22 protein-coding genes and 1 pseudogene are annotated in these 23570 nt (G+C 43.4%); 13 read left to right on the top strand and 10 right to left on the bottom strand.

Annotated elements, in window-relative coordinates; all coding sequences use genetic code 11:
* Positions 1-257 precede the first annotated feature (257 nt).
* Positions 258-1037, top strand: a complete 780-nt coding sequence (locus G6R29_RS03670; protein WP_213809005.1) for a LytR/AlgR family response regulator transcription factor — start codon at positions 258-260, stop codon at positions 1035-1037.
* A 62-nt stretch (positions 1038-1099) separates the two neighbouring features.
* Here the strand turns inward: G6R29_RS03670 and gyrA are convergent, their stop codons facing one another.
* The 6 genes from gyrA to dnaA all read right to left on the bottom strand — a co-directional run bounded on the left by gyrA (position 1100) and on the right by dnaA (position 10058).
* Entirely contained in the window at positions 1100-3658 is a 2559-nt protein-coding gene (gene gyrA / locus G6R29_RS03665; protein ID WP_213809004.1) for a DNA gyrase subunit A, read from the bottom strand.
* Positions 3659-3682: 24 nt separating this feature from the next.
* Positions 3683-5644, bottom strand: coding sequence for a DNA topoisomerase (ATP-hydrolyzing) subunit B (gene gyrB, locus G6R29_RS03660; protein WP_213809012.1), 1962 nt, complete (start codon positions 5642-5644; stop codon positions 3683-3685).
* Positions 5645-5695: 51 nt separating this feature from the next.
* Positions 5696-6814 (bottom strand): DNA replication/repair protein RecF, encoded by a 1119-nt coding sequence (recF, locus tag G6R29_RS03655; RefSeq protein ID WP_213809003.1) that lies wholly within the window; start codon positions 6812-6814, stop codon positions 5696-5698.
* Complete coding sequence (gene yaaA / locus G6R29_RS03650; protein WP_213809002.1) at positions 6805-7176, bottom strand: S4 domain-containing protein YaaA; 372 nt, start codon at positions 7174-7176, stop codon at positions 6805-6807. The genes recF and yaaA overlap by 10 nt, the downstream gene beginning before the upstream one ends.
* 185 nt (positions 7177-7361) lie before the next feature.
* Positions 7362-8495 (bottom strand): DNA polymerase III subunit beta, encoded by a 1134-nt coding sequence (gene dnaN / locus G6R29_RS03645; RefSeq protein ID WP_213809001.1) that lies wholly within the window; start codon positions 8493-8495, stop codon positions 7362-7364.
* A gap of 183 nt (positions 8496-8678) precedes the next feature.
* On the bottom strand, positions 8679-10058 hold the full coding sequence (gene dnaA, locus G6R29_RS03640; protein ID WP_213809000.1) for a chromosomal replication initiator protein DnaA: 1380 nt from the start codon (positions 10056-10058) through the stop codon (positions 8679-8681).
* 493 nt (positions 10059-10551) lie between these two features.
* Between dnaA and rpmH the strand changes: the two genes are divergently transcribed.
* The 8 genes from rpmH (at position 10552) to G6R29_RS03600 (ending at position 14783) form a co-directional block, all read left to right on the top strand.
* Complete coding sequence (gene rpmH / locus G6R29_RS03635; RefSeq protein WP_213809011.1) at positions 10552-10692, top strand: 50S ribosomal protein L34; 141 nt, start codon at positions 10552-10554, stop codon at positions 10690-10692.
* 85 nt (positions 10693-10777) lie between these two features.
* Positions 10778-11122 carry a ribonuclease P protein component gene (rnpA, locus tag G6R29_RS03630; RefSeq protein WP_213808999.1) on the top strand — a complete coding sequence of 115 codons (345 nt, stop codon included), beginning with the start codon at positions 10778-10780 and terminating at the stop codon, positions 11120-11122.
* Position 11123: 1 nt separating this feature from the next.
* Positions 11124-11969 carry a membrane protein insertase YidC gene (locus tag G6R29_RS03625; RefSeq protein ID WP_213808998.1) on the top strand — a complete coding sequence of 282 codons (846 nt, stop codon included), beginning with the start codon at positions 11124-11126 and terminating at the stop codon, positions 11967-11969.
* 45 nt (positions 11970-12014) lie between these two features.
* The gene (locus G6R29_RS03620) at positions 12015-12938 is read left to right on the top strand and encodes a magnesium transporter CorA family protein (protein WP_213808997.1); all 924 of its coding nucleotides are present in this window, start codon (positions 12015-12017) and stop codon (positions 12936-12938) included.
* Positions 12939-13070: 132 nt separating this feature from the next.
* Positions 13071-13571 carry an MscL family protein gene (locus tag G6R29_RS03615; protein ID WP_213808996.1) on the top strand — a complete coding sequence of 167 codons (501 nt, stop codon included), beginning with the start codon at positions 13071-13073 and terminating at the stop codon, positions 13569-13571.
* A 28-nt stretch (positions 13572-13599) separates the two neighbouring features.
* A complete protein-coding gene (locus tag G6R29_RS03610; RefSeq protein WP_213808995.1) occupies positions 13600-13770 on the top strand; it encodes a hypothetical protein in 171 nt (56 codons plus the stop codon).
* Positions 13771-13815: 45 nt separating this feature from the next.
* On the top strand, positions 13816-14334 hold the full coding sequence (locus G6R29_RS03605; protein WP_213808994.1) for an alpha/beta hydrolase: 519 nt from the start codon (positions 13816-13818) through the stop codon (positions 14332-14334).
* A 41-nt stretch (positions 14335-14375) separates the two neighbouring features.
* Entirely contained in the window at positions 14376-14783 is a 408-nt protein-coding gene (locus G6R29_RS03600) for an alpha/beta hydrolase family protein (RefSeq protein WP_213808993.1), read from the top strand.
* Between the two features lie 32 nt (positions 14784-14815).
* On the opposite strand, the gene G6R29_RS03595 is transcribed toward G6R29_RS03600, so the two are convergent.
* Positions 14816-16681, bottom strand: coding sequence for an FAD/NAD(P)-binding protein (locus G6R29_RS03595; RefSeq protein WP_213808992.1), 1866 nt, complete (start codon positions 16679-16681; stop codon positions 14816-14818).
* Positions 16682-17120: 439 nt separating this feature from the next.
* Here G6R29_RS03595 and tyrS point away from each other — a divergent pair, with 439 nt between their 5' ends.
* From tyrS to G6R29_RS03575, 4 genes are all read left to right on the top strand, one after another.
* On the top strand, positions 17121-18368 hold the full coding sequence (gene tyrS, locus G6R29_RS03590) for a tyrosine--tRNA ligase (protein ID WP_213808991.1): 1248 nt from the start codon (positions 17121-17123) through the stop codon (positions 18366-18368).
* A 381-nt stretch (positions 18369-18749) separates the two neighbouring features.
* A complete protein-coding gene (locus G6R29_RS03585; RefSeq protein ID WP_213808990.1) occupies positions 18750-19664 on the top strand; it encodes an ABC transporter ATP-binding protein in 915 nt (304 codons plus the stop codon).
* Between the two features lie 20 nt (positions 19665-19684).
* A complete protein-coding gene (locus tag G6R29_RS03580) occupies positions 19685-20452 on the top strand; it encodes an ABC transporter permease (protein ID WP_213808989.1) in 768 nt (255 codons plus the stop codon).
* A 105-nt stretch (positions 20453-20557) separates the two neighbouring features.
* The gene (locus G6R29_RS03575; protein ID WP_213808988.1) at positions 20558-20860 is read left to right on the top strand and encodes a kinase; all 303 of its coding nucleotides are present in this window, start codon (positions 20558-20560) and stop codon (positions 20858-20860) included.
* A gap of 45 nt (positions 20861-20905) precedes the next feature.
* Here G6R29_RS03575 and G6R29_RS03570 read toward each other — a convergent pair whose 3' ends face one another.
* The 3 genes and pseudogenes from G6R29_RS03570 to trpX form a co-directional block, all read right to left on the bottom strand.
* Positions 20906-21664, bottom strand: coding sequence for an ABC transporter ATP-binding protein (locus tag G6R29_RS03570; protein ID WP_213808987.1), 759 nt, complete (start codon positions 21662-21664; stop codon positions 20906-20908).
* On the bottom strand, positions 21657-22556 hold the full coding sequence (locus G6R29_RS03565) for an ABC transporter permease (RefSeq protein ID WP_213808986.1): 900 nt from the start codon (positions 22554-22556) through the stop codon (positions 21657-21659). Before G6R29_RS03565 ends, G6R29_RS03570 begins: the two co-directional genes overlap by 8 nt.
* A pseudogene (gene trpX / locus G6R29_RS03560) lies at positions 22556-23553 on the bottom strand (tryptophan ABC transporter substrate-binding protein). The gene G6R29_RS03565 and the pseudogene trpX overlap by 1 nt, the downstream one beginning before the upstream one ends.
* Positions 23554-23570: the final 17 nt, after the last annotated feature.

Here is a 23570-nt window from a genome sequence, read left to right as displayed (position 1 = left end):
CCGTTCCTCGTAAGGAACAATAATTAGTATACGGATTTGCCCAGGTTTCGTCAATGCTTTTTTTTGCTTTTTTTGACTTTTTACTTTTACTTTCTTTGAGAGGGGGAGATATCTGTACTTATTATACAAAAATACACTTTTTGCTTTCATATTTTCTTGATATCTAGACCATTCTTTATTTTTTTAAATAAAATAGAGTCTTTTCTTGCAAAAGCTCGTATAATTATATTATCAAATACGCAGAAAGGAAGACATGTATGCCATGCTACATCCTCACCGACAAGGCCCAGGACAAGCGCTTCTTTAAGAAGACACTATTGGACCCAATCTTTTATGAAACACCTTCTGCATTAATTTCTGCTTTACGGAAGGTGAAGAACGGCCAAGTCGTTATTCTAGATTCCACAATTCGTGGATTCAACAAAGCTGGTTTGAAAACGGCACAGCTCATTCGCCAAAAGGATCCAGATGCTCAACTTATCATGATCTCTGATAACGCCTCTTTGGTTGGTCAGTGCTTCGAAGCCCAAGTGGGCTTCTTAGATTTTATCATTAAGCAGGACTTTAGCTCTGCTTTCTTAGATCGCCTGCTTCGCGCCATTGCGAAAGCAAACTTAAACTTACGTCGCATCTTAGAACTTCGACCAATCCCGATTCGTTTACCCCATGGTAAAACGAGTAAGGTTTTTGATTTAACACGCGTTATCTACATTACAACGGACAAGGGGACTCACCATCTATTCGTCCACGAGGCGGATCGACTTTCCCGAATCCATGCGTCGATGGCCTCCATCCCTGACTGTCACGACTCACTCTTCCAAATCCACGCATCCTTTACCATCAACATTGCTTATTTGCACGACTATGACTGTGGTACTCACATCGTCACGATGGTAACCGGACACCGCCTACCGGTCTCTCGACTTTACGCCGGGGCACTTCGCGAGGCATTACGGTGGCCGACCGCAAAAAAGGGCGTTCCGATTTGGTCGAGCCAGCAAGTCGCCGTTTCCAATCCACCAGCAGCAGTTGAATAGAAAAAAAGCACGAACGATTAAATCGTCCGTGCTTTTTATTTTGAAACTATCAGGATGAAAGTTTACTTTTCTGAGTCATCGTTTTGTTCTGATTCAGCGCGATCAACTAGGTCTTGAACTTGGTCAGAAACTGGTTCTGCACCTTGTTCTTCTTCTGCCATCGCTTCTTCAGGGTTATCATCGTCCGAAACTGGTTCCAACTTTGTAAAGGTAGCAACCTTTGAGTCGTCTTCCAAACGAATCAAACGCACACCTTGTGTTGAACGACCGGTCTTTGAAACCGTGTCGATACCGAAACGAATCATCACACCGAGGTCGGTCGTAACCATGATGTCTTCATCACCGTCAACTGTAACCATTCCGGCAAGTGGTCCGTTCTTTTCGGTAATCGTGGCGGTCTTGATTCCCTTTCCACCACGACCCTTAACAGGGTATTCGCTTGCTTCGGTTTGCTTTCCGTAACCCTTTTCCGTGATAACAAAGACATTTTGGCTGTCCATTAAGATATCAGCACCAACAACTTCGTCACCTTCGCGCAAGTTAATTCCACGAACACCGGCAGCGGCACGTCCCATTAGACGGACGGCTTCTTCGGCGAAGGTTACTGAGTAACCGTTGTGGGTCGCAATAATGATGTTTTGAACACCATCAGTTTGCAAAACCTTCAGGATTTCATCGTCTTCGCGAAGCGTCAAGGCCTTCAAACCAGAAGTTCGAATGTTAGCGAAATCTTGAACCTTCGTACGCTTAACAACACCCTTACGAGTGACAAAGAAGAGGTTATCTTCCGATTCAGCAGGGTTTCCCTGTACCGTAAGCAGTGATTGGATGGCTTCGTCTTGATCGAAGTTCATCAAGTTAATCACTGGGATTCCCTTTGCAGCACGACCGTATTCAGGGATTTCGTAACCCTTCAAACGGTAAACCTTACCCTTATTGGTAAAGAAGAAGAGGGAATCGTGGGTTGAAAGGTTCGCCAATTGTGCAACGAAGTCTTCATCGTTTAAGTTCATTCCTTGAACACCACGACCACCACGGTTTTGGGCCTTAAATTCTGAGGCCGCCACGCGCTTGATGTAACCATTGTGCGTCAACGTCACGATGATGTCTTCTTCTTCAATCAAATCTTCATCTTCGATGCTTGTCACGTCACCCACTTGGAGTTCCGTGCGACGTTCGTCACCGAAGCGGTGTTGAATTTCAAGCAATTCGTCGTAGATCAATTGATCGATTCGTTCTTGGTGAGCCAAGATGTCCTTCAAATCGGCAATCAATGCGACCAACTTTTGGTATTCATCTTCAATCTTGTCGCGTTCCAAACCAGTCAAACGGACCAAGCGCATGTCCAAGATGGCTTGTGACTGCTTGTCTGAAAGGTCGTAACCATCAATCAATCGTCCCTTGGCTTCATCTGACGTCTTTGAAGAACGGATGATATGGATGATTTCATCGATGTGATCCAAAGCAATGCGCAAACCTTCTAAGATGTGTGCACGTGCTTCAGCCTTCTTCAGATCAAATTCCGTACGGCGACGGATAACAGAACGTTGGTGATCCAAGTAGGCTTCAAGGATTTCCTTCAATGACAAAGTCTTAGGCGCACCATTTGAGATGGCGAGCATGTTGAAGGAGAATCCGCTTTGCAAAAGCGTTTGCTTGTAAAGGTTATTCAAGATGACGGATGCGGAAGCATCACGACGAACGTCGATTGAGACACGAAGCCCGTCACGATCAGTTTCATCACGAATTCCCGTAATTCCATCAATCTTCTTGTCACGAACCAATTCAGAGATTCGTTCAATCAAGCGAGCCTTGTTAACGGCGTAGGGGAGTTCGGTAACAATAATTTGTTCCTTCCCCGTCTTTGTTTGTTCAATATCGACCTTGGCACGAACCGTAATTGTTCCACGTCCCGTTTCGTAGGCCTTTCGGATTCCCGCTTTACCCATAACAATTCCACCAGTTGGGAAATCGGGTCCAGGCAAAGCTTCCATCAAATCTGCAGTCGTTGCATCAGGATTTTCCATCAAGATGTGCAAAGCAGAGATGACTTCACCCAGGTTGTGCGTCGGGATGTTTGTCGTCATACCGACGGCAATTCCGGTCGCACCGTTAACCAAGAGGTTTGGAATACGGGCAGGCATAACTTCAGGCTCGCGTTCTTCACCATCGTAGTTTGGTACGAAATCAACCGTGTCCTTGTTCAGGTCACGAACCATTTCCATGGCAACCTTAGACAAACGGGCCTCAGTATAACGCATGGCGGCAGCTCCGTCACCGTCGACAGAACCAAAGTTTCCGTGTCCATCAGCAAGCATGTAACGGTATGAGAAGTCCTGGGCCATACGAACCATTGATTCGTAAATGGCAGAATCACCGTGGGGGTGATACTTACCCATAACGTCTCCAACGATACGAGCGGACTTCTTGTGTGGCTTATCCGGCGTGTTTCCCTGTTCAATCATTGAGTAGAGAATACGGCGGTGAACCGGCTTCAATCCATCTCGAACATCGGGAAGGGCACGGGCCACGATAACTGACATCGCATAAGACAAAAAGGATGTCTTCATTTGCGCTGCCAAATGGGTATTTTTAATTCGACTATCTTGTTCTTCTGGCATTTCTAACTCCGAATCAAGCAGTGCTTAGACGTCAAGGTCTTGTACGTAAACTGCGTTATCCTCGATAAATTGACGACGAGGAGGCACATCGCCACCCATCAACATATCGATTACTGAATCTGCTTCCTCAGCATCGGCTGGGTCAACCCGCAACAAACGGCGGTTTGCTGGATCCATGGTCGTATCGGCCAACTGGTCGTAATCCATTTCACCAAGACCCTTATAACGCTGGACTTTTGGCTTGGCCGTTGAAGGCAATTGAGCCAAGTATTGGTCCAATTCTTCATCAGAATCCAAGTAAGTCATGGTCTTTGAGTTTCCCAATGACACACCATAAAGAGGTGGCTGGGCGATGTAAATGTATCCGGCATCAATCATTGGACGCATGTATCGGTAGAACAACGTCAACAACAGTGTTCGAATGTGAGCACCATCGACATCGGCATCAGTCATGATGATGATTTTGTGGTAGTGGGCTTTTTCAACGTCAAAGTCCTTACCAAAGCCGGCCCCGAGGGCCGTAAAGAGGGAACGGATTTCTTCGTTGGCCAAAACGCGATCTAATGATGCTTTACCAACGTTCAAAATCTTACCTCGAATAGGCAGAATGGCCTGAGTCAAACGATTACGTCCCTGCTTTGCAGAACCACCGGCCGAGTCACCCTCGACAATGAAAAGTTCTGAAATTTCAGGTTCCTTTGACGTGTTGTCGGCCAACTTACCTGGCAAGTTTGAAATTTCCAAACCGGATTGCTTACGTGTCATTTCACGAGCGCGCTTGGCAGACAAACGAGCCTTTTGAGCCAGGGCTCCCTTTTCAACGATTTGCTTAGCAACCGTTGGGTTTTCCATCATGAAGCGGGCGAAAGTCTCGGAGAACATCCGATCCACCGCTTGACGAGCATCGGAGTTACCAAGTTTCGTCTTCGTCTGACCTTCGAATTGAGGGTCGGGGTGCTTGATGGAAACGATAGCAGTCATTCCTTCACGGACGTCTTCACCCGTTAATGAATCACCGTTTTCTTTGATAATGTTTTGCTTTCGAGCGTAGTCGTTAATGACACGAGTCAAAGCAGTCTTGAACCCAGTTTCGTGAGTTCCACCTTCATAGGTGTTGATGTTGTTTGTAAAAGTCTTGAGGTTTTCTTTGACTTCCGTGGTGTATTGAAGGGCAACTTCAACGACAATGCCGTTTTCTTCACCTTCAACGTAAACCGGTTGGTCAAAGAGAACCTGCTTGCCTTCGTCCATATAGGAAACGTATTCCTTGATTCCACCTTCGAAGTGGAACGTTTCAGAAACTGGTTCGTCTGGACGATTGTCCGTGATTGAAATTTTCAATCCCTTGTTCAAGAAAGCTAATTCGCGAACACGGCCCAACAACGTTTCATAACTAAATACTGTTGTTTCCTGGAAAATATCTGGATCTGGCTTAAAGTGAACGATTGTTCCACGTTCGATTGGAAGTGGACCATCCTTCTTTGTCATACCCGTCTTAACACGACCCGTCTGGAAATCCATGTAGTACTGTTGACCGTCACGGACAACGCGAACGTCCAGGCTTGTTGACAAGGCGTTAACAACGGAGGCTCCAACCCCGTGCAGACCACCAGAAACCTTATATCCGCCACCACCGAACTTTCCTCCGGCGTGCAAAATCGTGAAGACAGTTTCTAGAGCTGGTTTTCCAGTTTTTGTTTGGATGTCGACAGGGATTCCACGACCATCATCGGTTACCGTGATGGAGTTATCCTTCTCGATTGCAACAGAAATGTGGGAGGCAAAACCAGCTAAGGCTTCATCGATTCCGTTATCGACAATTTCCCAAACCAAGTGGTGCAATCCCTGCGCCGTTGTCGTTCCAATGTACATTCCAGGACGCTTACGAACGGCTTCGAGCCCTTCCAAGACCTGAATCTGATCGGCGTTGTAGGCGTCGGCATCTGTGTTCATCTTGCTAGCTTCGTCCAGTTCTTCTGGCGTCATCGCTGCTTTTTCTTGTTCTTCTTCTGCCATGGTTCTCCTCTTTGCCTTCTCTTACTCTTCCACCTGGATCGTTCCGTTTTTGACCAAAAAGACTTTCGGTTCTTTGATCAACGACCGAGCAACCTCGGAAAGAGAGGGGGCGGTGATAAAGGTTTGCACCTTGTTTTCGATGGTGAGTAAGAGGTGGGTTTGCCGTGAGGCGTCCAACTCGGATAACACATCATCGAGTAGTAAGACTGGGTATTCACCAGTTTCCTGGTACATCAGGTCGATTTCTCCCAGTTTTAGGGCCAATGCAGCCGTTCGCTGCTGACCCTGGGATCCGAATGTCGAAACATCGGTTCCATTGACCTCAATCATAAAGTCATCCCGGTGCGGGCCGATTAACGTCGTACCCTGCTTTTTTTCTCGGTCACCGTGCTTTTGAAAAGCTTCTTCCAAAGCTTTTTTAACGGCTTCCACGTCATTTAATTCCGCCATTGGAACCGACGTTTTATAGTGCAAAGCGAGTTCTTCTTTTTGATCAGCGACATCCTTATGGATAATTTTTGACGTTTCCTCTAACTCTTTTAAGAATTTTTTCTTGAGGAGCATGAGTTTTGCTGCCAAATCAATCAACTGATCGGTCAAGACCGCTAAGAAAACCTGGTCTTGTTTTTTTCCAAAGGACCATGCCTTCAAGTAAGCATTCCGATCTTTAAGCACTTGCTTGTACTGGGATGATAACTGTAAGTAAGTCTTATTCATCTGACCAAATTCAATGTCGATGAACCGCCTGCGTGTTGCGGGTGGGCCCTTAACCAAATCCAAATCCTCTGGTGCAAATAAAATCACATTTAATTGACCGATGTATGTCGACAAGCGACTCTGGTCTAAATGGTTAACGCGCGCTTGCTTTCCCTTGTTAGACCAGGAGAGTGAAAGCGGCGTCTTACCGAAACGGTTTTTAATTGAACCAGACACCCGGGCCTGATTTTCTCCCCACTGAATTAAATCTTTGTCGATTTTACTGCGGTGAGATCGAGCTAAGGCTAAAGCATAGATTGCTTCCAACAGATTTGTTTTTCCTTGCGCGTTTTGCCCGAGAAAAACATTAACACCCGGTTGGAAGGTAAGGGATGCTTCTTCGTAGTTACGAAAATGGGAAAGTTCAAGATTCTCTAATTCCAAGAAGAAGGACCCGTTGGCTTCTTTCTAGCCGGCTTCTTCTTTTTGGAAGGTGTCGACTGGCTTTTTTTTACAGCAGCCTTCTTTTCCTTTGCTTGAAAACGAGCCAGAATCGCAGCTTTTTCAGCCCGTTCTGCAGCTTCTTCAGCAGACTCTTCTTCGATAACAAAGGCTTCGCCGGCCGTTTCAATCAAATCACCAGGATATAGTTTCTTTCCTCGGCGGTTTTCTTGTTCACCATTCAGCAATACTTCTTCATTGGCTAAATAGGCTTTTGCTTGTCCTCCGGACTTAATAATATCCGTGATTTTAAGCAACTGAGCCAGGGTAATAAAATCAGTTGTAATTGCTAAACGTTCAGCCATAAAACTTCCCCAAATTTTTGTAAGACTTACTCTAATATTATAACACATTTAGCGCTATTTGCCCGTAAGAGGCTTTATTTGCGTTTTTTTCTTTAAGCAGTCTGTTTCGTCTAAATCACTTAAAAAGGGCAGGTTGCTTTTATAGTATAAAAAAAGACCCATAAAGGGTCTCTTCAAGATTTTATTTAGAAAGTTCGAACCGGCGTTACCAATTGTAACTGCTTATTGTCTGTTTCACCTTCAGGAATGATGATGAATGGTCGCAAGTTCGTCGTGAATTTCAATTCAACTGTCTTACCCTGCAAAACACGGAGTGCATCACGAACGTAATCAGGATTGAATGAAATTTCAAGGTCGTCACCGACAATCTTATCCGCTGATAATTCTTCCTTCACTTGTCCAACTTCCTGGGAGTTTCCAGAAAGTTCAGCATGCTGATCCTTAATCGTCAACAAAACGACGTTGTTTCGAGATTCGTGAGAAAGAAGAGAAGCACGATCAATGGCTCCAGACAAGACACCAGCATCGATTTCGATTTCAGTGTTTGCTTCTGATGGAATCAAACGATCAGTCTCAGGATAGTTTCCTTCAAGCAAACGTGAGTAGAAGGTTGTGTTACCGAAAGTAAAGACAGCTTGGTTAGCAGACAATTTTACTTCAACACGGTTTTGACCTTCAAGCAAAGACTGCAATTCATTAAAGGCCTTGGCAGGAATGATAACGGATGCCGCTTCTTCATTTTCTTCCGCAACCAAAGTAATAATGCGTTGTGACAATCGGTGTGAGTCAGTTGTCACAGCCTTGATCTGGTTCCCGTTCAATGAAAGGTGAATACCCGTCAAAATTGGACGACTTTCTTGAGTTGAAGCTGAGATTTTTGTTTGAGCAATCAATTCAATTAATTGTGCTGCAGAAATCTTCAATGATTTTGATTCAGAAAGTTCTGGCAACTTAGGGTAAGCAGAGCTAGGTTGACCATTAATCTTAAAGGATGCTGAACCTGAAGTAATCAAAGCTTGCAATCCTTCAACTGACAAAGTCATTGAGTTAGCAGGTAAGTGCTTAACGATATTGATGAAGAAAGTAGCTGGTAAGGTAATTCCACCAGTACTTTCGATGTTCAATTCATTAGCAGTATCTTCCGCAGTCATTGTAATTTGAATTGAGATGTCTGCGTTAGATCCTGTAAGTACCAACTGATCATCTTGAAGGTCTAATTTTAAGTTGGTCAGAATAGGAATCGTTGTCTTAGATGAAATAGCTCTTGAAACATCATTTAAAGCTTTGATGAATGCTTGGCGATTAATCGTAAATTTCATAGCACATAGCCTCCTTTGTGGCGGGTGCAGTTATATATATATAGTTAGTATAAATAACTAGTAATAATAATAAGGGCTGTGGGTTCTGGGGATTAGGTCATTAAACTTGATACCATCACATTTTGCCTGTGGATAAACCTGGGTAAGATTTGCTCGTAACTTTATGACTTATCCACAGGGGGACTAACCATTTTTTATGGTTTCAGCTAAGTCCTGAATCAGTTCCTTTATGCTACTTTCCTTTTCAACCTGTTCTTCAATCTTGTTGAAGGCGTGCGAAATGGAAGAATGATCTCGGTCACCGAAGGCCCGTCCAATTTCTGGTAGGGACTTATCGGTCATCGTTCGAGTCAAGTAAATGGCCACGTGTCGTGCCTCGACCAGGTTAGCTTGGCGACGAGAGGACTTCATGTCTTCAACCGTTTGCATGTAGTAGGTCGCGACAACGTCTTGGATGCGTTGCACTGTAACAACCGCCTTCTTGTTGGCGTTGATTTCAGCCAAAATTGATTTGGCCGTCTCAATGGTTGCTGGTTTATTCATGAAGCGAATCTTTGCTTCAAACTTATGAAAAGCACCTTCCAATGTACGCACGTTGTCGTCAACTGCTTCACCAATTAATTGTAAGACATCGTTTGGAATATCCAAGTCGTTTTGGTCTTGTAAGTTTCTCAAGATAGCCACACGCGTTTGAACATCAGGTTTTTGAATGTCTGATGTGATTCCCTGCTCGAAACGAGATTTAAGACGATCTTGCAAATCCGGAATGTCATTTGGATAACGGTCAGACGTCATGACAATTTGCTTGTTGGCCTTGGTCAAAGCGTTGAAAGTGTTAAAGAATTCTTCTTGAACTTGTGGCTTACCAGCCCAGAACTGGATATCATCGACCAGCAGCATATCGAGCGAACGATACGTCTTCTTAAAGAGGGCTGTTGCGTTACTGTTGTCTTGGTTACCTTCACGAAGAGAATTCGTGAAGTCGTTTAGGAAGTCTTCTGCAGTCGCGTACTTGATACGTGCGTTTGGATTATCCTTTGCGAATTGGTTTCCGATGGCTTGCATCAAGTGGGTCTTACCTAAACCAACGCCTCCATAAATGAGGTATGGATTATAGACCTTACCCGGTCCTTCAGCGACTGCCTTAGCAATGGCACGGGCGTTTTCGTTACCAGACCCAACAACAAACTTGTCGAAAGTATAGTCAGGGTTCAATCCTGCATCTTGCGAGAAAGGAATGTGTTGTTCGGAAGTCACCGGAGCAGAAACAAAACTGTTTTTCTCATCCGTGTTTTCAGTCGTCCGCAAGTCCGGCCGAATGAAGCGCCCCGTAATTTCAGTCGCATATTCGACGAAATTCATTTCAAGCTCCGTCTTCCATTTTTCAGTAATGGCAGAGGCGTTGTCGTCCGGAACGGAAAGGATAAGACGCTTATTATCTTCTGTGAATCCGATTGGTTTTAATGGATCAACAAAGGCATCAAAAGTAATTGGGCCAATTTGTGGAAATAGACGACTCGAGATTTGATCCCAGAGTTCGTTTGGGTTTAAGTTTTCAGACATCGAAAGCTCCAAACTAAAATCATAATAAGAAAGATTTAAATACAGAATTAGTATAGCAAAAAAAAACAGTTGGGCATAGTTTTCCCCAGAAAAGAATCGAGAGGAGTAAAAACCCCCAGGTGTTGGTAAAAAAATAGGGCCTTGTGGATGAAAAAGGGAACAAAAATTCGCTAAAAACAGTTATTCAAGAGATTATCCACAAAGAAAAGACTGGCTTTATCAGTTATGAACAAGAAATCCACGTTTTCCCCAATCCTTAAAGAACAACCTGTGGATATGTGGATAACTTTTGGATAAGACATGGAAAACACTTTCTTTTTTCAAAGTTTTACCAGCCCTTTGGATTCGATTTTGATAAATCAGGGGATATCTTTTTTCCTATATATAATAATCTTTTGTTTATTGCCTTGTCTTGCTTGCCAGGCCGGGGTATCCATGGTATGATTATTCTCGAATTGCAAAGATTTTGCAGACAAATTATTAATGGAGGTAAATCCTGATGAAACGTACATTCCAACCAAAGAAGCGTCACCGCGAACGCGTACACGGTTTCCGTAAGCGTATGTCAACGAGCAACGGTCGCAAGGTTTTGGCTCGCCGCCGCGCGAAGGGCCGCAAGGTATTATCTGCCTAAACAGGTCGCTGCTTGCAGTGGCCTTTTTATTTTCATAAAATTTCATGCAGAAGTTATTCTGCGTACATAAAGGTTCGGTATAGCTATGCGTAAGTCATTTCGGATAAAAAAACCAGAGGAGTTTCAAAAGGTCTTTGATCGTCATCAGTCGGTGGCCAATAAGTACTTCGTGGTTTATCGATTACAAAAGAAAGATCAAAAGCACTTCCGTCTTGGACTTTCCGTTGGAAAAAAGGTTGGAAAGGCCCATGATCGTGTGCACGTCAAAAGGCGGATTCGACAGTCAATTCTCGAATTAAAGCCGCAGATTGATCAAAAGACAGATATACTAGTAATAGCACGACCAAATGTCGCGGGTGCATCGCAAGCTTTCATTAAAAAGCAGATCATCCACGTTCTCCGCTTAGCAAAACTACTAAAGGAAGATTAAAATGGCACGACTCAAAAAATGGTATCAAATTATCGGTTGGTTCCCGCTACTCTTGGCGATCCTGGCCTTAGTAGGGATTGTTACAGCTAACCATTCCTATTCAGCACCCATTGCTGGTTCTGGAATCTGGGGAACTTTTGTTGCGTTCTTTATTCGTTCTATTCTTGGTGTTGCTTCATGGTTTAACACTTCTTACGGATTAGGGATTGTCATCTTTACAATTTTCGTTCGTTTCTTGGTGCTTCCATTGATGGTCTATCAAATGGATTCCATGAAGAAGATGCAAGGAATGCAAGACGAAATTAAAGCTTTGCAGGAAAAGTATTCTTCTAAGGATACCGAAACAAGAACATTGTTGGCCCAAGAACAACAGGCATTGTATAAGGAGCACGGGGTTTCACCTTTTGCTTCAATGTTGCCGCTTTTGGTACAGATGCCTGTTTTGATTGCCTTGTACCAAGGAATTCATAATTCTCCTGTTCTTCGTTCTGGTTCATTCCTTTGGTTGAACCTTGGGCAATCTGATCCTTACATCATTTTGCCTGTGTTGGCAGCCCTGTTTACTTTCGGGTCTTCATTCTTGTCAACCATGGCTAACCCACAGCAGAATGGCTTTACAAAGGTTTTGCCTTTCGTATTCCCATTCATTATCTTCTTTACTTCATTGGCTTTGCCTTCTGCCGTTTCATTGTACTGGGTGGTTTCAAACCTCTTCCAGATGATTCAAACTTTCTTCTTGCAAAACCCATTCAAGATGCGCGCGGAACGTAAGGCCGCACGTGAACTTGAAAAGGCAAAGGCTCGTAAGGTTCGCAAGGCTACTCGCTCAAAGAAAAAGAAGCGCTAAGGGTTGGTTTTTTGTCCTTGATGTTTTCAAAAAAGGTGGTTCACCATGATTGAAATGTTAAAACAAACACCCAACTTTCGTTGGTTTCACATCACCAACATGTCGGAAGAGGACCACACCGTTCTTTTAAAAGAGCATGGTTTGACCGAGCAGATGTTAGGATATGCAAACGATCGGAATGAATCGGTTCGAATGGAGTTCGATCCCGATGCTGATGAGGCTTTAATCATTCTTGATGTGATTTCTGCTGAACCTGAACCGGTTTTGACGCGCCCAATTGGAATCGTCTTGGTTCACGGTGACATCTATACCTTTTCACACCGACCAACTGATTACGTAAAGAAAGAAATCTTAGCTGGTCGCCACGATACGAAAAGAGATGATGATGACAAGTTATCAGTCTTTGAGTTCCTCTTTACGGGTATCTATCCATTAATGACAATGTATGGTGAAGAAATCACCGAGATTAATCGTCAACGTCGCGCCATTCAAGCACAGTTTGGTAATCAAAAGCAGTTAACGAAACAAACGAACGATTTGCTTCATTTGCAGATTCAGATGATTTATCTTCAGAATTCACTGGCTAATAACTTGATCATGTTGGAACAAATCAGAAGGTCATATCAAGCTCACGTATCAGTTGAAGACTTGGATCTTCTTGATGAAGTACGCGTTGAGGTTGAGCAGGCCCGGGATATGTCTGGCTTAGCAATGGAAGTGATTAATGCCGTTACGAAAGCGACAGACACACTCGGTAATCGAGACCTGAACTGGACGATGAAAGTGTTGACGGTATACTCGATTGTCTTCACGATTCCAACAATCGTTTCTGGATTCTACGGAGAGAACGTTGATTATCTTCCATTCGCCGCACACCATTCTGGATGGTGGGTAACGATTATCATTATGGTCGCTATGATGACTGGAGCAACTTATCTTTTCCACCGTTATGGTTTCTTAAAAAAGTAAATTTAACGGACAGTTCGGCTGTCCTTTTTTTATTGCTCTTTTTTCCTGCTACAAAGGGCGTCAGACTTTTTTCTTGTTACATTCTGACGTATAATAGAAAGAAATGAAATCATTAAAATCCCCGGAGGGCTTATGTTATTTAAAACAAAGACAAAAGAGGAATTAAAGATTCAGCGTGACGAATTCGTTGAAAGGTCATCCGCAGGTATGATTGCCTTTCGTCGATTTATTTTTGCGCCTAATTTACTAACTTTCGTAATTTCGGTTGTTGTTGGTAATGCATTCGGTTCGACGGTTAAAGATCTTGTGTCTTTAACTTTTAATTTCTTCAAGGCGTTGTGGTCTTGGTTGATTCGTGCAGATCACCAATTCAAGATGGAACAAACTAGTGAGTCGTTGTCGACCTTTATCGCTTCATCATTGACGCTTTTAGCAATTTCGTTGGCTGTCTTTTACTTTATTCAATTCATCAACAATTGGTTAATCGGAACTGAAGAAGAGAAGTGGGGTTATGATGAGCCGCACCAAGATTCTCTCGACCAGCAAGCCTTACAAAAGGAAAATAACGAATTGGTTCGACAAAATATTACCTTGCAAAAGGAAATAATTGAACTTTTAAAGAGAAAAGGTTAATCTGAAAGAGATTAGGGGAGGAACGACGATGAAAGTAACGACAGTTTACACGGCGATTATTGCTTTGGTTCTTTTGTTTATTTCTGTTGTATCTTGGGTTTTTCGTGCAATGGAGACAGCAATTTTGACAGCTGAATTAGCTAGCTTTATGCTGTTAGTTGTTTATTTGTGGGACAATCGCAAGAACGGAAAAGATTAAGGAAAGTTAAAGAAAGTTAACTAGTAATTAAGCCAGAGGAGACTCTTGGCTTTTTCTTTAGGATTGTTTCACGTGAAACAATTTTGTTTTGGTGTTTCACGTGAAACAATGAAAGGAGGAATGATGTTGTTTAAAGATTTAAAGATGACTTTTGACGCTGTCAAGGTGCCTGAAGATGTTGAAAAGAAGGTTGCCAACTTATCTTATGGACCAAATGAATGGGAATTGTACGACTTGTATGTTCCCAAAGGTGATGGAAAGCACCCTCTTATTTTAGATTTGCAGGGTGGTGGTCTTGTCAGGGGTGAAAAATCGACTAATAAACTACAACCTAATATGAAATTGGTAACTGAAGGCTTTGCGTTGGCCTCGATGAATTATGCTTTGATTTCAGATTCAAATTACGCTTTTCCAAAACAGGTTGCCGAAGTGAGGGCTGTATTAATCCAGTTGAAAAAACGAGCAAATGAATTTGGTTTAGACGTTAATCGCTTCTATCTGACTGGAGAATCTTCTGGAGCACAGTTAGCGATGCTAACCGTGCCTCAGCAACAGCAGGTGTAAAGCTCGGCTACGTTAAAGGCTTGAATGATAATTTGAAAGACATGCCAGAAATTAAAAAGGTGATTGCCTCTTATGGTCCCTATGAATTTGATGTCTTTAAAGAACAATTTGAGGAAGGCCATATTCAACCGAAATATTCAGAATCAGGATCGCCTAAGTCTTTTGAGGGGCTGGCTGTAGCAGGACTTCCGGTTGAAGAAGCGTCAATTCAGATTGCGCAAGGAAACCCCGCTAATTATTTCAGCAAGAAAATGCCGGAAATTTTTGCAATGGCTGGAACTGCTGACCAAGTTGTTCCGTTTCAACAGAGCGTGAAGATGGTCGAGCGTTATGAAAAGATGACTGGAAAGAAAGCAAAAACTTATTGGCTTGAAGGTGGTCATCATGGAATTAATGACTTCGATACGGACGATGTAAAAGAACTAAAGTTATCTTTTTTAAATGAATAAAAAAGGGCGCTAATTTATTCAGCGCCTTTTTTTTATTTTTTGTGTTTTCGGGATAATAGTTCGTTGACCAACAGCTTTGATTCTTGAAATAGTAACGTGTGTACGTAAGGTCGAGGAATAACAGTGTTAAACCATCGTGATCCTTCCAATGGAATACCAGAGACGAAGAACCCTTTGACGGGATGATTGTCTTTGTCCACAACGGTTAGTGTGTCGAGATCAACCTTAACTGTGTGAGCTAATACTAAGTCGCCATTGGTGTTAACGAGACGATCGTTTGAAGTGATAAGACCTTTTTTAACTAATGATTGAACCAATGAAGATTTGGCGATTCGGAAATCGATGGTTGAAAGACGTGCCTCAATTAGCACGTCAGCTTCGAAGTGCTGATGTAAGGAATCACTGGCCGTAAAAAGTTGCTCGTTGTGCCCCGTTTTGAATCCGGGACCAGCAATCTGAATAACACCTGCTTCAATTAATGCAAGAAGTTGTCGCATTCGAATCAAAGGGGGACCAGCGGATAGTTGGTTATCAAACTGCTTGAAGCTAGTAAGCATGAGTTGATAATCCGAATCAGTGAAATAACCATCATTATAAAGTGTTCGAACAATGTCTCGTACATCCCGTAAGATATCGTAAGCACCAGTCAGTGGTGACCAATCGTTACCTAATTCGGCGGAACGAATATCAGATTGAATGTGTTGAATGACAAATTCTTTGTACGTGGAAGCATCCGTTTGATTCATTGCAGGGAAAACCTTTGAATCCCAATCAATTTCAACATCAAAGTTTAAATCAAACGTATCGTTTATCTTTGGCCAATTATCCGGATCCTCTATAAACTTTGCTACCTTTGATCGAAGGGTGCCAATTGGGAAATCAGCTTGAATAATTTGGTTATACAAAGATTTGTAGGTCAGCTCCATCTTTAAGGTCTTCATGAAGACATCATAGGGAAGGTGACCCATGTTTAAGTTCGCTTTCGCTTTTAGATTTTCCAAAGTGAAAAAACGAGGTTGATAAAGTTGAGAAGCTTCTTTTTGGTTGATTCCTTTTGCACGAGGCGGAAGTCCGTTAAAGGATCCGGCAACGATGCGTGGTTCATGTCCGGAAGAGTGGTAAGTCAAAGAACCATCTGTCTCTGTGATGAAAACACCGCCTTTCCCCGCGGTGAGAGAAAGAATAACGTCAAAGAAGGAAAGACCAAGCCCTTCAATGAGAACCTGATTATTTTCGTCGATGTTTTCAAAATTATTTTCCGCGGGATGTGAAGCAGGGAAGTATTGAAGCCCCTTATCATTGGCAAAATTGATTAAATTCTGCTGCTTTTCATTCGGCTTATTATCAATGTGTCCCGGTGCGAAAACAACGCGATCGTACTTCCTTTCGGCCCCACTTTCAGTTCGGATAGCGAAACGCTTCTTTCCCTTTTCCATGTCAACAACGTAATCCTCGTAGAAATTGATGTTGATGTTTGACGATGAAACGGATTGCAAAAGTTCAAAGAACCAAGCCGCGTAAATTCCGAAAAGCCCGCGGGATGCGAAGTCATTTGAAGAGACAAGTGATAAGACCTCATCTTGGTAGATGGAAGGGTACTCAGGATGATCCTTCAAATAATCAAAGGCTATCGTTTGTGCCCACGAAAGCAAGTTAGGTCGCTCGATTTGTAATTCTTGGTCATCCATCTCGAAATCATCGAACAGAGTCACTTGATTAGGTGCAGTGTTCATCAAAAAGGTGTGGTTGTTCTCCAAAAATGGATCCCAAACCCGTCCTCCGATGGGGGAACGGTCATACATATCGATATCAAGATATGTTGTTTTGTCGGCTAAAAAGATTAGTCGGCCCAAAATGGCGAGGTTTCTAGGCCCTGCACCAATAAGAGCGATTTTCATAGTGACTCCAATCTGAAATGAGAATTAAAAGAAAAATCTGTTAGCGATCATAAAGGTTAAATAACCTTCCGACTATGGTAGTATTTAAAAATTTTATACATCTTTAATTTTAAAGAGTGTAATAGTTTATGTCAAAAATAACGAAGCTTACAGAGTCATGAAATAAAAAGCAAAAAAAATCGAAACTTGCTATAATAGACCTATCATTTGTTGCAGAGAAAAGTGGCGCTGGTACAAAGAGAGCTAACGGTTGCTGTAAGTTAGTCCAACTACTTTTTTGTTACACAACAAGACCGAGATGACGTGAAGCCGCGTTAAGGCTACTTGAGCGACCTCGATATGAGGTAAGTTAGGTGGTACCGCGGAAACTTCGCCCTAATCAAATATTGATTAGGGCTTTTTTTTCGGTTTTCTACTATTAATAAAGGAGAATTGAATCATGAATTTCATTGAAGATTTAAATTGGCGTGGTGCCATAAACCAAGTTACAGACGAAGAGGGTTTGCTAAAAGCCATGGACGAAGGGCAAATCGGAGCATACGTTGGAACGGATCCAACAGCTGATTCCCTCCACCTTGGACACTTGATTCCTTTCATGGTGTTGAAGCGTTTCCAAAATGCTGGTGGGAAGGCCGTTATTATTGTTGGTGGGGCTACTGGTTCCATCGGGGACCCACGTCCAACAACGGAACGAAAGTTACTTTCAGAAGAAAAGTTGAAGGAAAACGAAAAGGGAATTGCTGCCCAAGTTAAAAAGCTTTTCGGTGCGAACGGAACAACGATTGTAAACAACGCTGACTGGTTGAATCAGATGAGTTTGCCCGCTTTCTTGCGTGATTATGGAAAGCTTTTCTCAATCAACGTGATGTTGAAAAAGGACGTTGTGGCCTCACGTTTGGAAACGGGAATTTCATACACGGAATTTACGTACCAAATTCTTCAAGCCATTGATTTCTTGCACTTGTGGCAAGAAGAAAACGTTCGATTGCAAATTGGTGGTTCCGACCAATGGGGAAACATCACATCGGGTGTTGATTTGATTCACACGGTTGAAGGAAACGATGCGCCTGCCTTTGGTTTGACCATTCCTTTGATGGTTGATTCGACGGGGAAGAAGTTTGGTAAGTCCGAAGGAAACGCCATCTGGTTGGATGCCGAAAAGACATCACCATACACTTTCTACCAATTCTGGTTCAACCAGGCTGATGCTGATGTTGAGAAGTACTTGAAGTACTTTACCTTCCTTTCAAAGGACGAAATCGAAGAAATTCTTGCGAAGTCCGAAGAAAATCGTGGCGCACGTTTTGGACAAAAGCGTTTAGCTCAAGAAGTAACGGCCTTTGTTCACGGACAAGAAGCGGTTGAAGAAGCTGAGCGATTGTCTAAGGCCCTTTTCTCGGGTGACGTTGCCGACTTGTCAGTACAACAGATTCAAGATGTCTTTTCCGGTGTTCCAGGATTTGAAACGTCAAAGGAAGCAGTGAACATTGTTGATTTCTTAGTCGATTCAGAAATTGAGAAGTCAAAGCGTCAAGCACGTGAAGACGTTACAAACGGTGCCATTCGAATCAATGGTGAAAAGATTCAAGATGTTGAGGCAGTGGTTGATCCTAAGGAATCCTATGAAGGACAATACGTTTTGGTCCGTCGTGGTAAGAAGAAGTACTTCTTAGGAACGGTAAAATAAGTGATTAGAATGGGATTTTTAGGAGAAGTTTGAAACTTACAAAAAGTTTTAAAATATTTGTGATTCAATTTAATGTTAGCTTAATCTGAACGATAGATAATAGAAACATCGATAGCGTAATATATCGATGGTTGGATATCTAGTCACTATAAATACTTCTCTCTAAACCTAATTTATACCTTCTCTCCCGACTAGGTATCCAATCTATAAAAAAGCTTTCCAGCGATGGGGAGCTTTTTTTTATGGTTTTTATAAAATGGTAAAGATGGGCCATAAAAGCAAGGTCCGCCCCTGACTTTGTTATAATAAAAGAGACATAGATAAGGATTAATCTAAAGTAGCGTTTTAGCGCTAGTATGAAATGAAAAGGAGACAGCGCACATGTCATTATTAGAATTGCGTCACGTTTCAAAACACTTTGGCTCATACAAGGCCATGGACGACGTGTCATTTTCAGTTGAAGAAGGTCGCATCGTTGGATTGATTGGACCAAACGGAGCCGGTAAGTCCACGACAATGCGGGCCATGACTGGATTGATGCGTTTTGACTCCGGTGAAGTTATTTTCGACAACGAACCGGTTCAATTTGGAAAGACCAAGGCATTGGCCAAAATGGGAAACTTGATTGAATACCCATCCATCTACCCAAACTTCACGGCAGAAGACCACATGAAGTACTACGCCATGGATTCAGAAAATCCCGAAGACATCAACGAATTGATGAAGTTGACTGGGATTGATGGCGAAAATTTTGGTAAGCGTAAGGCAAAGAATTTCTCACTTGGAATGAAGCAGCGCCTGGGCATTGCTATTGCTTTGATTCGTCGACCTAAGCTTGTTATTTTGGATGAACCAATGAATGGTTTGGACCCACAATCCGTCCGCGAAATTCGTTCACTCATTCAAGACTTGGCCAAAAAGGGCATTTCCTTTGTCATCTCATCCCACTTGCTGGACGAACTCCAACGTTTGGCAGATGACGTTGTCATCATTAACAAGGGAAAGGTTGTCCGTAAGGCAACGATGGATGAATTCTTGTCAGAAGATAAGGCTCAAGTTAAGGTGAAGACTTCTGATAACGAAGCAATGCTTGAAGCCGCAAAGGCTGCTGGATGGACGGCAAAGCTTGGCGATGATAGCCAAGTTTTGATTAACGTCGAAGAAGGCGTGAACGCCCAAGCCGTCTTGGCGAAGGCCACGGAAGAAAAGTTGGACGTCTTGGACATCCAAACCGGTTCCGTAAACCTTGAAGATCACTTGATGGAAGTGCTTTCTGATAAAAGCACCCGCGCATAAGAAGATTTAAAGGAGAAATTATGATTACGTTATTAAAACAAGAATGGATGAAGGCTGTTAAGCAGAACCGTTTCTACATCTGGGCAATCATCGCTTTCCTTTTGCCGGTTGCAACGCTGACTTGGATCGTTCCAGCCGAACAACAGCAACTCGGATACTCAGCGCTCGGTGGGGCGGGCATTGTCATTGCTATCGCCGGTTCCGTCTTTGCGGCCTTGACCTTTACCCAGGAATTTAGCTTTGGAACCATCCGTCCTTTGCTTTCCCGTCAATATTCACGGTTGCAGATTTTTATCTCAAAAATCATCATCATTTTTGTTGAATATGTTTTGACGCTCATCGCTGGAATCCTTGGAACCTTGGCTGGACGAGGAGTCTTCACCTTGTTGAACGGCTCATTTGGAACAGAAATTGATTGGCAACCATTCCTCTTTGCGCAGGTAATGGACGTGTTGATGATGTTGTTCTACTTCGCCATCGTTTTGTTGGTATCAAACATGGCAAAGAGTTCAGCAGCTGCCATTTCAATCGGTGTGGTGTTGTCCATTGCAACACCAATCATCTCAAGCATCACGACCTTCTTGGTCCGCTTCTGGGAACCATTGAAGTGGAATCCGCTCACGGTTCAAGGAATGCTCTCATCAATCTTTGATGGTCGTTCAGCGTCAAATGAGTTCATTCAAAACTACTTTGGTGCGGATATTTGGGTTGTTTGGCTCGTGTACACCATTTACCTGGTTTTGATTTACATTGGAACGTTTGCGATCTTCCAACGCCGTTCTGTATAAGTTCATAAAAAGGAGGCTTGAAGGCCTCCTTTTATTTTTAAAAAATACGCTTTTTAAGTACTTCCTCCTCATTCTTTTGGTACAATGAGCAAAGGAGTTACCCGAATGTCTAGACAAAAAGCAGTATTTAACGATAAACAGCGAATTCTTCGCTTATATTCCATCTTGATTTCAAAGCAGGCAATGTCTGTTGACCAAATCGAAGACCTCTTCTTTATTGGTCAAAAGACCGTTCAACGAGACATCGCGGCAATTCGTGAGTTCCTCTCAGAACTTCAAATTAACGAGGAAGTAAAGTCCGAAGTTGTCTACGACCGAAAGCTTAAAAAGTATAAGATTACGAACAGGGATCACTTGTTTGAGCTATTCGATAAAATTAATTCAGAAGAGAATCCTTTCTTCTATTAAGACAAAAAGCCGTACCGAGCATTTGCCCGGTACGGCTTTTTTATTTTAGGAATGCACGAAGTACTTGAGTAATTCAGCTTCAGTCAAAGCATCCTTGTCCTCGTTCTTAACGTCTAAGACGATGCGCCCAGCGTTCAATACAATCAAACGGTTTCCGTATGTGAGGGCGTCTGCCAAATTGTGAGTGATCATCAGGGCGGTTAGATTATTTTGAGTAACCTGTTCGTTTGTTGCTGCCATGAGCTGGTCAGAGGTCTTGGGATCCAAGGCCGCCGTGTGTTCATCCAGGAGAAGCAAACCGGGTTTGACCTGTGTCGCCATCAAGAAGGAGAGGGCTTGTCGCTGTCCACCTGACAGTGAACCCGTTGCCGTTTGCAAACGGTTTTCCAAGTTGTTTCCAATCGTCTTCGTGAGTTCGTAGTAGTGCTTCAACTTTTCAGCTGAAAGCTTACGGTTCCTCAACGTCCGCTTTGCACCACGCTTTTCAGCGAGCAACAAGTTTTCAGCGACCGTCATTCGAGGCGCCGTTCCAAGCTTTGGATCCTGGAAAACACGGGCCAAAAATGATGTTCGCTTTACGGCTGGCAAGTGACTGATGTCTTCGCCGTTGTGTTCAATGGAACCTTCCGTCAACATTAAGTCCCCAGAAAGTACGTTGAAGAGGGTCGACTTTCCAGCACCGTTCGTTCCAAGAACGGTGATGAAGTCGTCTTTATCAATGTCGAAGTTGAGGTGATCAAGAATCGTGGTCCCATTAGCCACGGTTACCGTGGCGTTTTTTAATGAAAAAACAGGGTTAGTCATGTGCCTTACCTCCAAATGAAAGAATGTGGTCTAACTTGAGGTAGTGACGCACCTGCGGCAATACCATAGCGAAAGCCAAGATGATGGATGAGATTAAGTTCAAATCATTGGTTTGGAATCCGAGTTGCAAAACAGCCAACAGTACCAAGCGGTAAATGATTGATCCGATGACAACGGCAATAAGACGTTGGTTCAAGGACAAATCGCCGAAAACCACTTCCCCAATGATGATGGAGGCGAGGGCGATAACGATGATTCCGATTCCCATGTTAATGTCAGCAAAGCCGTTGTTCTGGGCAATGACCGCACCACCAAAGGCGATGAGGGCGTTTGAAACCATAAGCCCCATGATTGTCATCTTGTCTGTCTTAATTCCGAAGGCTGCGGCCATCGTCTTGTTATCGCCAGTTGCGATGAAGGCCTGACCGAGTTCCGTTTGTAAGAACCAGATGAGGAAAGCCAACATAATTGTGATGACGATGAGTCCTAAGAAGACACCGTCAAAGTACTTAGGCAAATTCTCAAAAATCTTAAGTGAGAAGATCGTCTTTTGATCCAACAATGAGATGTTGGCTGAACCCATGATTCGCAAGTTGATTGACAAGCAAGCGGTCATGACCAAGATTCCGGCCAAAAGGATTGGAATCTTACCCTTTGTATAGAGCAAACCAGTCACAAGACCGGCAGCTGCTCCAACAAGTAGGGAAGCACCGGTTGCAATGAAGGGGTTTACCCCGTGGGCAATCAACGCAACAGCCGTGGAAGCACCAAGAGGGAAAGAACCTTCAACCGTCATATCGGCGAAGTTCAAAATTCGGAAGGTGAGGTAGAGGGCTACCCCCAACACTGCCCAGAGGATTCCCTGGGAAATAGAAGAAACGATAATTGGCATTAGAAGGCCTCCTTTTGTGCTTTGGCTTCTTGAACCATTTGGTCAGGCAATGAAATTCCCAACGCGTCGGCTGTTTGTAAGTTGACGGCATAGGTACCTTTTTCCACAGAGCGAATAGGGAAGGTTGCTGGTTTCTTACCCTTCAATACTTGAGCCGCCATCAAACCGGCTTGGTAACCGATTTCGTATTGCGACTGTGAGTAAGAAACGAGCCCGCCGTCTTTCACCATCGTATCGTTTGATGGGATAACGGGAACTTTGTTTGCGCGACATGCACCAACTAGCGTCTTCATGGCCGTGGCCACTGAATTGTCCTGTGGTGCGTATACGGCATCCACTTCACCGGCCATCGTGTTCGCCACTTGAAGCATATCGTTAGTAGAAGAAATCGTGTAGTTTTTGACTTGGTAACCCTTCTTTTGAAGCGTTTTCGTCATCATCTTCGCATTGTATGTTCCACCAGAGTCAGAAGTTGTTGAAATGATTCCAATCTTCTTGGCGTTAGGTGTTACTTCCTTAAAGAGGTCAGCCTGCTTATCGTAAGGTGAGTCACCGTTTACCCCAGTGATGTTATGACCTGGTTTTTCAACGGAATCAGCGAGCTTTGCGCCAACTGGGTTTGTAATACCAGCAAGGATAACGGGGGTTTTCTTATTTGCGGCTTGCGCAAGTGAAAGGGCGGCGGGCGTCGCGATACCAACGGTTAGGTCAGTGCCTTTGTTTTCAAAGTCCTGCGCCATCGTTTCCAAGTTGGCTTGGTTTGCTTGTCGTTTTGATAGTTTAATTTAAGGTTTTTACCTTCTTTAAACCCTGAGTCGGCTAAACCTTTGACAACACCCTCGTGGATTTGATCCAAAGCAGGATGGGTCACTAATTGTAAGATACCGACAGAAACGACGTCCTTGTTCTTAGTCTTTTCCTGTTGATTCCCGAAAAAGAAAGCAACGACTAGAAATCCAATAATTAAAGAAGTGACGGAAAGTAGACGTTTATTCATGTTCTTCTCCTATTAAA

This window comes from Fructobacillus broussonetiae (assembly GCF_018437275.1).
Lineage (GTDB): Bacteria > Bacillota > Bacilli > Lactobacillales > Lactobacillaceae > Fructobacillus > Fructobacillus broussonetiae.
The sequence above is the reverse complement of the archived record's forward strand: the minus strand, read 5'-3'. Positions and strand labels throughout refer to the sequence as shown.